This is a genomic window from Shinella zoogloeoides (assembly GCF_030733845.1).
GTDB lineage: Bacteria > Pseudomonadota > Alphaproteobacteria > Rhizobiales > Rhizobiaceae > Shinella > Shinella zoogloeoides_C.
In genome coordinates this window covers 554,942-567,685 of the sequence record NZ_CP132313.1, presented here as the reverse complement: position 1 = coordinate 567,685, position 12,744 = coordinate 554,942, and the positions used below count along the sequence as shown (strand labels likewise).

Sequence of the window (12,744 nt, the reverse complement as noted above, 5' to 3'; positions counted from 1 at the left end):
GGATAATCGGCCGGCCGCAGCCCCGATCCTCCCGTGCGACGGATGCCAGAAGCATGACAAGCGCCAGCCAGACCGCAAGACCCGCCTATTCCGCCCCGGCCCGCCGGTCGGACGGGTTCTCGACCGGGTTCTACAAACTGCTGTTCATGACGCCGACCGTGCTCGTTCTGGCGCTGGTGGTGGCCGCGCCGCTCCTCTACTCCTTCTGGCTCAGCCTGCACGAATACATCATCACCTACGGCATGGGCGATCTCGTCTGGTTCGAGAACTATGCCGCGATGATGAGCGATGAGTTCGCCGGCGTCTCGTGGATCACCATGAAGCTGACGGTGATCGTCGTCGTCCTGGAATTCCTGATCGCCTTCGGCCTCGCGCTCCTCCTGAACCAGTCCTGGCTGAAGTTCCGCGAGTTCTACCTCATGGTGCTGATGCTGCCGATCCTGATGACGCCGGTGGCCGTGGCGCTGATGTTCCGGCTGATGTTCAACCCCAATCTCGGCATCATCAACTGGGTGCTGTCGCTTGTCGGCATTCCCCAGCAGGGCTGGTTCGGCGATCCGGACCTTGCGCTTGCCACCGTGGTGTTCGTCGATATCTGGAACGAGACCTCGCTGATGCTGATCATGCTCTATGCGGGGCTGAAATCGCTGCCGCAGGATCCGGTGGAGGCCGCGCGCATCGACGGCGCCAACGCCTTCCAGATCCTGCGCCACGTCACCCTGCCGATGCTGAAGCCGGTCATCCTCGTGACGCTGCTGATCCGCATGATCACGGCGCTGAAGAGCTACGACCTGATCTACATGCTGACGCAGGGCGGCCCCGGCAAGGTGACCGAAACGATCAGCTTCTACGCCTACCGCCTCGGCTTCCGCTTCCTCGATATCGGCCAGGCGGCGGCCGTTTCCTTCATCCTCCTCGCCGCGGTGATCGTCCTGACGGTCCTCCTGCTGCGCATCATGCGGGAGAACTGAGGATGGAGCAGGATCAGGCCCCGCGCTGGAAGCGCCTGCAGGAATGGGACCGGCGCCCCCTGCGGCTCGACAGCTTTTCCGAGGAAAGCCCAGAGAACGGCTTTGCGGTCTTCCATTCGCCCTTCGATCCCACGCCCGGGCTGACGCTCGGGCCGCAGGGCGACATCCTTGAAATGGATGGCCGCAAGACCGCCGATTTCGACATTCTCGACGCCTTCATCGCCGCCCACCACATCGACCGGGCCGTCGCGGCCGAGGCCATGGCGCTCGACAGCACCGCGGTGGCGCGCATGCTGGTCGATGTGAACGTGCCCCGCGAGGAGCTGGAGCGGCTGGCCCGCGGCATGACGCCCGCCAAGCTGACCGAGGTGGTGGGCAGGCTTTCCGCGCTGGAGGCGACCTTCGCCTATTCCAAGATGCGCCAGCGCCACAGCCCCGGCAACCAGGCGCATGTCACCAATGCCAAGGACGACCCGCTGCAGCTGGCCGCCGATTCCGCCATCGCCGTGGCGCTCGGCTTCGACGAGATCGAGACCACCATGCGCGTGGCGGGCAACGCCTGGGCCAATGCGCTGGCCTGCACCGTGGGCGCGGCGGCCGGGCGCGGTAGCACCCTCTTCCAGTGCTCGATCGAGGAGGCCGAGGAGTTGAAGATCGGCCTGGCGGGCCTTGCCACCTATGCCGAGACCGTTTCGGTCTATGGCAGCGAGCGTTCCTTCGTCGATGGGGACGATACGCCCTGGTCGAAGACCTTCCTGACCGCTGCCTATGCCTCGCGCGGCATCAAGGCGCGCTGCACCTCGGGCGCGGGCTCCGAGCTGCTGATGGGCTTTCACGAGAAATGCTCGGTGCTCTACCTGGAGGCCCGGTGCCTGTGCCTCCAGCGCGCCATGGGCGTGCAGGGCACCCAGAACGGCGGCGTGGACGGCGCGCCGCTGACGGCCTCGATGCCGGGCGGCATTCGCGAACTGATGGCGGAGAACCTGCTGGCAGTGTGGCTCGGGCTGGAATGCGCCTCGGGCAACGACACCAAGACCTCGGAATCCGAGATCCGCATCGGGGCGAAGATCACGCCCTACCTCTTGGCCGGGTCGGACCTGATCACCTCCGGCTTCGGCTCGATCCGCGCCTATGACAATTCCTTCAATCCCTCGCTCTTCAACGCCGAGGAGATGGAGGACTACCTCGTCCTGCAACGGGATTTCGAGGTGGACGGCGGGCTTGCGCCGCTTTCGGACGAGGAGGCGCTGCGGGTGCGGCGCCAGGCGGTCGAAGCGCTCGACGACGTGCTGGACGAGCTCGGCCTCGCCAAGGCCGAGCCTCGCATGAAGGAGAGCGTCATCCATGCCTCCGGCTCCGACGATACCGAGACCTTTGCGCCTGTGCGCACCCTCGAGATCAGCCGCGACATCGCTTCGCGCGGGCTGACCGCGCTCGACGTGGTGCGGGCGCTGGCGCTGCGCGGCCATCGCGAAATGGCGGAAAACCTGATGAGCATGCTGCGCCAGCGCATCAGCGGCGACTACTTACAGACCTCGGCCATCGTGCGCGGCGGCAAGGTCGTCAGTGCGGTGAACGATCCGAACCATTATTCCGGGCCCGGCACCGGCTACCGCATGGACGAGGCGCGCTGGAGCCGCGTGAAGGCGGTCCGCGGCACGATCAACCGCAGCCATGTGCTCGACGCCGAGGGCAGCCACGAGGCGCCGGCGGGGTCGGCGCAGTTCTACCCGATCGGCAAGGCGGAGAAGGGTCATGATCCGCACGAGGTGGTGATCGGCATCTCGCCGGCCTTCGGCGAGCGGCTGCACCGCACGACGGCGGGCCATGCCGTCAGCGACGTGCTGGATGCGCTAACGCGCGGTGTGCTGGAAGGCGGCGGCATGCCGCGCGTGGTGCGCATCCGGCACACGGCGGACACCTCCTTCCTCGGCCTCAGCGCCGCGCATCTGGCGGGCTCGGGCTACGGCATCGGCATCCAGGCCAAGGGCACCGCGATCATCCACCAGCGGGACCGGCTGCCGCACATGAACCTGGAACTGTTCTCCAACGCGCCACTGGTCTCGCTGGAGCAATATCGCGCCATGGGCCGCAATGCCGGACGCATGACCTGGGGCGAGACACCCGAGCCGATCATCGTGACCAATGACGGGCAGGCGCTCGGCGCGCGCTTCCACCCGCGCGTCGCGCTGCTCTACGCCATCGAGACGGAAATGACAGAACCCGGCGCCGAGCCGGAAGAGATGTTCTTCGCCAGCGCGGAGCGTAACGCATGAGCACCGATGCCCGCGATCTCTACCCGCTCTCCGAAAAGGCGCCCCATCTGGTGCGCAGCAAGACGGGGCTTGGGCTTGAGGATTTCACCGTCGACGCCGTGCTGGAAGGTCGGATAGGCGCGCAGGATCTGGCGATCACGCCCGAGGCGCTGCGGTTGCAGGCCGATGTCGCGCGCGCCACGGACCGCGACCGTCTGGCCGAGAATTTCGAGCGCGCCGCCGAACTGGTCGCCGTGCCGCAGGACATGCTGCTCGACACCTACGAGCTGCTGCGCCCGGGCCGCGCCAAATCCGCCGATCAGCTGCGCGCGCGCGCCGCGCTGATGCGGCGCGACTATGGCGCGAACCGCATCGCCGCCCTGATCGAGGAGGCCGCCGACGTCTGCGAGCGGCGCGGCCTTTTCACCAAGAGATTCTAGAAGAGGAAAGACAAATGGCCCAGGTGGAAGTCGTCCGGCTCGCCAAAAGCTTCGGCGCGGTCGATATCATCCGCGACCTCGATCTGAGGATCGCCAACGGGGAATTCGTGGTACTGGTCGGCCCCTCCGGCTGCGGCAAGACCACGCTGCTGCGCATGATCGCCGGGCTGGAAGCCACCACGGCGGGCGAGATCCGCATCGGCGAGCGCGACGTCACGCACCTTTCGCCGCGCAATCGCGATATCGCGATGGTCTTCCAGTCCTATGCGCTCTACCCGCATATGACCGCGGCCGAGAACATGGGCTTCAGCCTGAAGCTCGCCAAGGTTCCGCAGCCCCAGATCAACGACCAGGTGAACCGGGCGGCGAAGATGCTGCATATCGACCACCTGCTGTCGCGCAAGCCCCGGGAGCTGTCAGGCGGCCAGCGCCAGCGCGTCGCCATGGGCCGCGCCATGGTGCGCCAGCCGGCCGTCTACCTCTTCGACGAGCCGCTCTCCAACCTCGACGCGCAGCTTCGCACCTCGATGCGGGCCGAGATCAAGCGCATGCATCTGGAAGAGAAGCAGACCGTGATCTACGTCACCCACGACCAGATCGAGGCGATGACGCTCGCCGACCGGATCGTCGCCATGCGCGCCGGCAGGATCGAGCAGATCGGCTCGCCGGACGACCTCTACAATCGCCCCGCCACTACCTTCGTGGCGAAATTCATCGGCTCGCCAGCCATGAACCTGTTGCCGGCAACGGTCGGGGATGGCGTCATTATCGTGACAGGAGGCCCCTCCTTCCCGCTGCCGCCGGCCTTCGCCCACCTGAAGGACGAGAGCGGCCGCAAGGTGCTGCTCGGCGTGCGGCCCGAGGCGTTCCATCTGGAGGCGCGCCGTTCCGACTGGCCGTCCTTCACCATCACCGCCTCGCTGATCGAGCCCTGCGGCGCCGAGGTCTATGTCATCGGCGACCTTGCCGGCCGGGACGTCACCTTGCGCCTGCAACCGGGCACAGCGCCGGAACGCGGCCAGACGCGCAGCTTCCATGTCGATGCGGGGGCCGTGCATCTGTTCGACGCCGAGACCGAACGCAGCCTGCGCCATGAAGGAGACACCCCGTGAGCGATATGCTTCTGAGCGGCAAGACCGCGCTCGTCACCGCCGCCGGATCCGGCATCGGCCGGCAGTCCGCCGGCATCCTCGCGGCCAACGGCGCCTTCGTGATGGTGACCGACCGCGACGGGGGACTGGCCGAGGAGACGGCGGAGGCCATCCGCGCCGCCGGCGGCATTTGCGCATCGTCGGCGATCGACGTGGCGGACGAGGCCGCGGTCACCGGGGTCTTCGACCGGCTGGTGCGCGAACGCGGGGCGCTGAACATCCTGCACAATCATGCCGGCATCCAGATCGGCGGCGCGCTGGAACAGATCGATGCCGGCGACATGCGCAGGAGTTACGAGATCAACGTCGTCGCGCAGTTTACGGCCTGCAAGGCGGCGCTGCCGCACATGCGGGCGCAGGGCGGCGGGGTGATCCTCAACACCGCCTCGAATGCCGGCGTCTTTCTCGACAAGGGCATGCTCGCCTATATCACGACCAAGTCGGCCGTCATCACCATGACCAAGCAGATCGCGCTGGATTACGCCCGCGACGGCATCCGGGTGAACGCGCTTTGCCCCGGCTGGGTCGACACGCCGTTCAACGGTCCTTATGAAGCGCAGCTCGGCGGCCGCGCGGCGCTGGAGAAGGTCGTGCGCGATCTCGTGCCGATGGGCCGCTTCGGCCGGCCGGAGGAGATCGCCGAAGCCGTGCTCTTCCTCTGCTCGGATCGCTCCTCCTTCATCACCGGCCATGCGCTGGTGGTCGATGGCGGCGAGTGCCTCGCCGGCGGCAGCAACTCCTCGGTCTGACCAGGCAGCCGAAGCGCAGCAACAAGGATATCGTCGTGCTGATCAATTCCCACCCCGCCGCTGCCAGGCTTTCCGGCGGCCTGCCGCCCTTCGTGGCGACGACGGATCCCGCCCGCACGGCCGAGGCCGGGACGATCGCCGAGAGCGCGCTCCTGTCCGTGGCCCCGCCCGGCATCTCGCTGGAGGAAGGCGCCCGCATCGCGGAGCGCGTGTTCGGCATTGCCGGCGAGATGCGGATGCTGTCCTCCGAGCGGGATTCGAACTTCCACATCCGCCTTGCCGGCGGCGAGCAGGCGCTGCTGAAGATCACCAACGCCGCGGAGGACCGCGCCGTCACGGCCATGCAGACCGCGGCCCTCGCGCATCTTGCCGCCGTCGACCCGGCGCTGCCGGTGCAGCGCGTCTGCGAGACGCGGGCGGGCAGGCCCTGGGAAATCGTCACCGGCCCTTCCGGGCAGGCGCATGTGGCGCGGCTGCTGACCTTCATCGACGGCACCATGCTGCACGCGGCCAGCCCCGGCCCCGACCTGCACCGCGGCATCGGCGCCCTGCTCGCGCGGCTGACCAAGGCGCTGCGCGGCTTCTTCCATCCGGCGGCGGGCCACGTGCTGCAATGGGACATCAAGCATGCCGGGCGGCTGCGCCCCATGCTGGCATCCGTCGAGGACGGCGCCCTGCGGCTCCGGCTGACGGCGCTGCTCGACCGCTTCGACGCCGAAATCGCGCCGCGCCTGCCGCATCTGCGCACCCAGATCGTCCACAACGATTTCAACCCGCACAACCTCGTGGTGAACGCGATGGAGGCCACGCGGCCGACCGGGATCATCGATTTCGGCGACATGGTGCATACGCCGATCCTCTGCGATCTCGCCATCGCCTGCTCCTATCACGTCACCGATGGCGCCGAGCCGCTGCGCCGGGTCGCCGATCTGGTCGCCGGCTATAGCGGCGTCCTGCCGCTGGAGGAGGAGGAGTTCGCGCTGCTGCCCGACCTGATCCGGCTGCGCCACATCACCACGCTCGCCATCACCGCATGGCGGGCGCGACGCTATCCCGAAAACGCCGCCTATATCCTGCGCAATGCCGCCGCCTCGCTGCGCGGGCTGGACGCGGTCGACCGCATCGGCCCCGACAGGACCGCGCAAGCGCTGCGCGCCGCCGCCCTTTCCGCCAAACCGGAGTAACCGCCATGACCATGGTCAACGCCTTCGACCCGAACCGCGCCTCCGGCCTCGAAGCCGGGGATGCGGCCCTGATCGAGCATCGCAGCAAGGTGCTCGGCCCCGCCTACCGCCTGTTCTACGAAGAGCCGCTGCATCTCGTGCGCGGCGAGGGCGTCTGGCTCTACGACAACAAGGGCAGGGCCTATCTCGACGCCTACAACAATGTCGCGTCGGTCGGCCATTGCCATCCGAAGGTGGTCGAGGCGGTCACGCGCCAGCTCGGCACCCTCAACACCCATACCCGCTACCTGCACGAGCGCGTCGTCGCCTATGCCGACAGGCTGCTCGGGACCATGCCCGACGCGCTCGGCCACATGATGTTCACCTGCACCGGATCGGAGGCCAACGACCTGGCGCTCAGGATCGCGCGCTCCTTCACCGGGCGGCAGGGCGTGATCGTCACCAGCCTCGCCTATCACGGCGTGACCGAGGCGGTCTCCGAGATCTCGCCGTCGCTGGGCGGCTTCGTGCCGCGCGGACCGCGCGTGCGGCTGATCCCCGCGCCGAACGCGCTCACCGTGCCGCCCGCCGAACAGGGCGCGAAGCTTGCCGCCGATCTCGCCGCCGCCATCGCCGCGATGCGCGCCGACGGCATCGAGCCGGCCGCCTTCATCGTGGATACGATTTTCTCCAGCGATGGGCTCTACCCCGATCCGGCGGGCTTCCTCAAACCCGCCGTCGACCTGGTCCGCGCGGAGGGCGGCGTCTTCATCGCCGACGAGGTGCAGCCCGGCTTCGCGCGCACGGGAGATGCCTTCTGGGGCTTCCAGCGCCACGGGCTGGTGCCCGACATGGTGACCATGGGCAAGCCGATGGGCAACGGCTTTCCGGTCGCGGGTGTGGCGCTGCGCCCTGATCTCGTCGAGGAGTTCGGCGCAAAAGCCCGCTACTTCAACACGTTCGGCGGCAATCCGGTGGCCTGCGCCGCCGGCATGGCCGTGCTCGACGTGATCGAAGAGGAGGGCCTGCAGGACAATGCGAGCACCACCGGCGCCTTCCTCAAGCAGGGGCTGAAGGCGATCGTCGCGGGCCGCGACGATATCGGCGACGTGCGCGGCGCCGGGCTGTTCCTCGCCGTCGAATGCGTCGAGGGTGGTGCGCCCAATGCCCGGCTGGCGGGCCACGTGGTCAACCATCTGCGCCGCAACGGCGTCCTCATCAGCGCCACCGGGCCGGGGGCGAACATCCTCAAGATTCGACCGCCGCTGGTGCTTCGCCGGGCGGAGGCCGAACGCTTCGTCGAAGCCATGCAGGAGGCGCTGGCGGCGCACTGATCCGGGAATGCCTTGCGGACAGGCTCCATCTTGTTGTTTTGCTGCGATTCTTGAAGAAAAAGCATTCACGGTCCCGCAGGAATTGCACTAGCTTCGGACAAAAAGCAGGAAAGAGAACCGAATGGAGTTCACACAGCTGACGTCCGAGCCGCTGCATGAGCAGGCCTACGCCACGTTGCGCAATGCGCTGCTGATGGGGCGGCTGGTGCCGGGCCAGTCGCTGACGATCCGGGGCCTGGGCGCCAGCCTTGGGATTTCGGCAACGCCGGTGCGCGAGGCGCTGCAGAGGCTGATCGCGGAAGGGGCGTTGGAGCTCGCCCCGAACCGGACCATCCAGGTTCCGGTCATGACGCGCCGCCGCTTCGTCGAAGTCACCGAAATCCGCCTGCGCCTCGAGCGCTTCGCCGCCGAGGCCGCCGCCGCGCGGGCCGACGAAAAGCTGTGCGACCGGCTGCAGACGCTCTCTGAACGGATGCACGCCGCCATCGCGGAAGGCCGCTTTCCCGATTACCTCGCCGACAACCAGACCTTCCATTTCCTGATCTACGAAGCATCCGACCTGCCCTATCTCCAGCAGCTGATCGGCCTGTGCTGGCTGAGGACCGGGCCGTGGCTGAACCGGCTGGCGCAGGAAGGCCGCTTCCACGCCATCGCCAACGAAGAGCACGACAACATGATCGCGGCCCTGCGCCACGGCGACGTGCAGGCCGTATCGGAGGCGGCCGGCCGCGACATCAGCGAAGCCGCCACCGTCCTGATCGAGCTGCTTCCGTCCTGAAACAATCCTTCCCCCGAGAGGAGGGTGCGTTTGGCCTCTACCAGCGCAAGAAGCGTTGCCCTAGAAGTGCGCCGGCGGCGGTCACTCCGGTGATGGCCAGGGTGTACCAGGTGGCAAGGAAGAGCGGGCTGTCATCGGGGCAATGCCAGGCATAGATCGCCGCTGCGATCGCGCCGGCAGCGAGGCCGGCGGCAGCGCCGGCAGCCGTGGGGTTCTCCGGCGCCCCCTTTTTCAATGCCCAGAACAGCCCGGCCAGGGGCGCGAGCGACAGGACCGGCACGAAGAACAGGCAGAACAGCGCGTTGCGACCCATGAGACTGGCCCGCCAGGCGTCGGTGGGCAGTGCGATGAGTTCAAGGACAACCGCACCGGCGACCATCGCGACAGGCAAGGCGATCAGCCGCGCGGGAAAGCGTGTCTCCGCTCCGGGCCGGCCGATCCGCATGGCGAGCCGCGCGGCCAGAACCGCGAGCACAAGCGTCACGGCGATCTTGAACAGTACGCGCGCGGTTTCGAAGACGCTGGCCATGTTGTGCCGCAGACCCACCGTGGCGACGAGCAGCAGGGCGGAGAAGACGATGCCCGCCCCGAGCGCAAGGGCGAGCGCCCGGCCGTAGCGCATGCCGACGGGCGCGTCTTGCGTCATCAGGGTGATCAGGTCGTCGGTCTTCATTCATTCGCTCCGATAAAGGGCGGCGAGGGATTTGAGCGCCCGGTGGAGGGAGACGCGCACCGCGACCTCCGTCATTTTCAGCCGCGCCGCCGTCTCGCGAATATCCGCTCCCTCCAGGGAGATCGAGCGTACGATATCGCGCTGCGGATCCTTCAGCCTCGCCAGCATGGCTTGCGTGTCGAGGCGGTTGGCCGCCTCGTGCGTCTCGTCCGCCGTCTCGAGGAAATCCGCCACATCCTCAAGCGGCACATTCGCATGCCGGCCGCGGCGGCGCAGGCTGTCGACCAGTTTGTTGCGCACGATGGTCGTCAGCCACGGGCCGAGCGGGCGGGCCGGATCCCATGTGCCACGCTTCAGGTGGATGGCGAGCAGCACTTCCTGCACCACGTCCTCCGCCTCGCTCGGCGGCGCGCCGTATTGATCGCAGCGCCGCCGCGCCATGCTGCGCAATTGCGGCGTCACGGCGACGAGAAAACGGTTATAGGCCTGCGCATCGCCCCTGATGGCGAGGCGCAGCCAGGCCGCCCATTCCTCTTCTCGCGCCCACTGTCTCACTGTTTCCTACCCTACGCGGGGAGACACGATTTTGTTACCGCGCACCACGAAAAGAAACCGTAACGCGCCCAAGAGCTTGATGCGCCGGGCTTTTTCCTACACCGCCGACCGTTCTGCAAGGGCCGGGCGGAAAAATCCGGCATCCCGCCTGTAACGAAGGCGGACCCTTCTCCGTAGCCGTCCATGCACAGCCAATCGCGGCTGGCCCTAAATCGGAGACAGAGAATGAAGACCACGATCGCCACCCTCGCTCTTGCCGGTTCGCTCGCTTCTGCGCTTGCCGCCATCGCAACGCCCGCCGCTGCGGATGACGCCAAGGAAAAATGCTACGGCATCGCGATGAAGGGCCAGAACGACTGCGCCGCAGGCCCGGGCACGACCTGCGCCGGCACCTCGAAGATCGACTATCAGAAGAACGCCTTCAAGCTGGTTCCCAAGGGCACCTGCGTGTCGATGAAGACACCCGACGGCCATGGCATGCTGGAACAGGGGCCGGCACCGGCCTGACGCCAAGCCCGCCCGAACGGACGGCGCCACCGGCGCCGTCACCTCTCTTCAGAAAGGCCCCGACATGATCCCCTCCGCCCTTCCGCGCCGTGCCGGCATTGGCTTCAAGCCCGAGCATTTCGTCGATATCCTCGCCGAACCGCAGCCCATCGGATTCTTCGAGGTCCATGCGGAGAACTATATGGGCGCTGGCGGCCCGCCGCATGCGCAACTCGGCAAGCTGCGCGAGGACCACGCGCTTTCCGTTCATGGCGTCGGCCTTTCCATCGGCTCCATGCAGCCGCTCGACCGCGCTCATCTCGCCCGACTGAAGACCCTGTGCGACCGCTACCAACCGGAGAGCTTTTCCGAACATCTTGCCTGGTCGACCCATGACAGTGTGTTCCTCAACGACCTGCTGCCGCTGCCCTACACGGAAGAAACGCTCACCCGCGTCGCCGATCACGTCGACGAGGTACAGGCGGCGCTCGGCCGCCGGATGCTGCTCGAAAACCCTGCCACCTACCTGCTCTTCGCGGAAAGCACGATCGAGGAAACCGCCTTCCTAGCCGAGATCGCCCGGCGCACCGGCTGCGGCCTGCTGCTCGACGTCAACAATGTCTTCGTCACCGCGACGAACCACAACCTCGATCCCGATGCCTATATCGCCCGCTTTCCGCTCGAAGCCGTGGGCGAAATCCACCTCAGCGGTCATTCCGAGACGGTGGACGATCTCGGCGCGCCCCTCCTCATCGACAGTCATGATACGCCGGTGAAGGATCCCGTCTGGGCGCTCTACGAGACGGTCCTCGGCCGCATCGGGCCGGTCGCAAGCCTCATCGAATGGGACAATGACGTGCCTGACTGGCCAGTGCTGCGGCAGGAAGCGGCGGCGGCCCAGCGCCTGCTGGATGCCGCCGGCCGGCGGAAGGCGGCCTGAGCCATGTCCGCGGCCACCCAGAGCGCCTTCGCTGCGGGGCTTTTCGCGCAGGCACCGCCGCCCGCCGGGCTGGCGGCCTGGAATGCGGCCGTGCCGGTGCGGCGATACGCGGTCTATCGCAACAATGTCTCGGCAAGTCTTGCGGGCGCTCTCGCCTCTCGCTTCCCGGTGGCGGAGAACATTGTCGGCCGGGATTTCTTCCGGGCCATGGCGGACGATTTCATCCGCGCCCATCCGCCGCGCTCGCCGGTGCTTCTTGCCTACGGCAATACGTTCCCGGATTTCGTCGCCGCCTTCGAGCCGGCCAGGGACCTCGCCTACCTGCCGGATGTCATGCGTCTTGAGGTGGCGCGGGGACGCGCCTATCACGCCGCCGATGTACCGCCGCTCGATCCGGCGACGCTGGCCTCGGTCAATCCCGAAAAGCTCGGCGATCTCGTCCTTGCGCCGCATCCTGCGATGTCGGTCCTTTCCTCGCTCCATCCGATCGTGACGATCTGGGCGATGAATTCCGGGGAACGCCCGCTCGGCCCCATCGACCCATGGCAGGGCGAACACGCCCTCGTCGTCCGCCCGCGCCTGACGGTCGAGCTTATCCCGCTGCCCGCGGCCGGCGCGACCTTCTTCCGCCGCCTTGCCGGCGGCGCGTGCCTCGCCGACGCTGCCTCGGCGGCCGAGGGCGAAAGCTTCGACCTATCCGCGACACTTGCCGTTCTGCTCCACTCCGGCGCTTTTTCGGCCATCAAGGAGGACAATGAAAATGAAGACCGACACCATGTCTGAGCTTGCGCCGCCCGCATCGCGCGGCCTCTACGACCGGGCGCGCGCCCTTCTCGGCCGCATTCCGAACGATTTCATCGCGCTGGTCGCCCGGCTCTCTATTGCCGGCGTCTTCTGGCAATCCGGCCAGACGAAGGTGAACGGCTGGATGCTTTCCGACAATGCGCTCTATCTCTTCGAGAACGAATACAGGCTGCCGCTCGTCGATCCCTGGCTCGCCGCTCATCTTGCGGCCCTTGCCGAGCACATCTTCCCAATACTTCTGGTCATAGGCCTCGCCAGCCGCCTCTCGGCATTGGCGCTTCTGGGCATGACCCTGGTGATCCAGATCTTCGTCTATCCGGGCGCCTGGCCCACCCACGGCACCTGGGCCGCCTGCCTGCTCTTTATTGCGGCGCGAGGACCGGGGCTGCTGTCGTTGGATGCGATGATTGCTCGTTGGTGGCGCCATCAAGCATGACGAGAGCAG

Annotated in this window: 14 protein-coding genes; 12 read left to right on the top strand and 2 right to left on the bottom strand. The window is 67.3% G+C overall.

From position 1 onward, the window contains the following. Positions 1 to 53: 53 nt before the first annotated feature. The 8 genes from Q9316_RS25540 to Q9316_RS25505 all read left to right on the top strand — a co-directional run bounded on the left by Q9316_RS25540 (position 54) and on the right by Q9316_RS25505 (position 8,841). On the top strand, positions 54 to 971 hold the full coding sequence (locus tag Q9316_RS25540) for a carbohydrate ABC transporter permease (RefSeq protein WP_306036068.1): 918 nt from the start codon (positions 54 to 56) through the stop codon (positions 969 to 971). A gap of 2 nt (positions 972 to 973) precedes the next feature. After that, positions 974 to 3,247, top strand: a complete 2,274-nt coding sequence (locus Q9316_RS25535; protein WP_306036067.1) for a propanediol/glycerol family dehydratase large subunit — start codon at positions 974 to 976, stop codon at positions 3,245 to 3,247. Continuing rightward, positions 3,244 to 3,666: a diol dehydratase small subunit gene (locus tag Q9316_RS25530; RefSeq protein WP_306036066.1), complete on the top strand. Its 423-nt coding sequence runs from the start codon at positions 3,244 to 3,246 to the stop codon at positions 3,664 to 3,666. Before Q9316_RS25535 ends, Q9316_RS25530 begins: the two co-directional genes overlap by 4 nt. A gap of 14 nt (positions 3,667 to 3,680) precedes the next feature. Next, positions 3,681 to 4,778, top strand: coding sequence for an ABC transporter ATP-binding protein (locus Q9316_RS25525; RefSeq protein ID WP_306036065.1), 1,098 nt, complete (start codon positions 3,681 to 3,683; stop codon positions 4,776 to 4,778). Between the two features lie 5 nt (positions 4,779 to 4,783). Further along, positions 4,784 to 5,566 carry an SDR family NAD(P)-dependent oxidoreductase gene (locus Q9316_RS25520; protein WP_306036380.1) on the top strand — a complete coding sequence of 261 codons (783 nt, stop codon included), beginning with the start codon at positions 4,784 to 4,786 and terminating at the stop codon, positions 5,564 to 5,566. 35 nt (positions 5,567 to 5,601) lie between these two features. After that, entirely contained in the window at positions 5,602 to 6,750 is a 1,149-nt protein-coding gene (locus tag Q9316_RS25515) for a phosphotransferase (protein WP_306036064.1), read from the top strand. Positions 6,751 to 6,755: 5 nt separating this feature from the next. Continuing rightward, entirely contained in the window at positions 6,756 to 8,063 is a 1,308-nt protein-coding gene (locus Q9316_RS25510) for an aspartate aminotransferase family protein (protein WP_306036063.1), read from the top strand. 121 nt (positions 8,064 to 8,184) lie between these two features. Then, positions 8,185 to 8,841 (top strand): GntR family transcriptional regulator, encoded by a 657-nt coding sequence (locus tag Q9316_RS25505; RefSeq protein WP_306036062.1) that lies wholly within the window; start codon positions 8,185 to 8,187, stop codon positions 8,839 to 8,841. A 37-nt stretch (positions 8,842 to 8,878) separates the two neighbouring features. Here the strand turns inward: Q9316_RS25505 and Q9316_RS25500 are convergent, their stop codons facing one another. Both Q9316_RS25500 and Q9316_RS25495 read right to left on the bottom strand, forming a co-directional pair. Next, the gene (locus Q9316_RS25500; protein WP_306036061.1) at positions 8,879 to 9,514 is read right to left on the bottom strand and encodes a DUF1109 domain-containing protein; all 636 of its coding nucleotides are present in this window, start codon (positions 9,512 to 9,514) and stop codon (positions 8,879 to 8,881) included. Continuing rightward, positions 9,515 to 10,069: a sigma-70 family RNA polymerase sigma factor gene (locus tag Q9316_RS25495; protein ID WP_306036060.1), complete on the bottom strand. Its 555-nt coding sequence runs from the start codon at positions 10,067 to 10,069 to the stop codon at positions 9,515 to 9,517. It lies immediately after the preceding gene. A 225-nt stretch (positions 10,070 to 10,294) separates the two neighbouring features. Between Q9316_RS25495 and Q9316_RS25490 the strand changes: the two genes are divergently transcribed. From Q9316_RS25490 to Q9316_RS25475, 4 genes are all read left to right on the top strand, one after another. Next, a complete protein-coding gene (locus tag Q9316_RS25490) occupies positions 10,295 to 10,576 on the top strand; it encodes a BufA1 family periplasmic bufferin-type metallophore (RefSeq protein ID WP_306036059.1) in 282 nt (93 codons plus the stop codon). Positions 10,577 to 10,640: 64 nt separating this feature from the next. Next, positions 10,641 to 11,495 carry an MNIO family bufferin maturase gene (gene bufB, locus Q9316_RS25485; protein ID WP_306036058.1) on the top strand — a complete coding sequence of 285 codons (855 nt, stop codon included), beginning with the start codon at positions 10,641 to 10,643 and terminating at the stop codon, positions 11,493 to 11,495. A 3-nt stretch (positions 11,496 to 11,498) separates the two neighbouring features. Beyond that, positions 11,499 to 12,278: an HvfC/BufC N-terminal domain-containing protein gene (locus tag Q9316_RS25480; RefSeq protein ID WP_306036057.1), complete on the top strand. Its 780-nt coding sequence runs from the start codon at positions 11,499 to 11,501 to the stop codon at positions 12,276 to 12,278. Continuing rightward, positions 12,256 to 12,735: a DoxX family protein gene (locus Q9316_RS25475; protein ID WP_371878069.1), complete on the top strand. Its 480-nt coding sequence runs from the start codon at positions 12,256 to 12,258 to the stop codon at positions 12,733 to 12,735. Before Q9316_RS25480 ends, Q9316_RS25475 begins: the two co-directional genes overlap by 23 nt. Positions 12,736 to 12,744 lie beyond the last annotated feature (9 nt).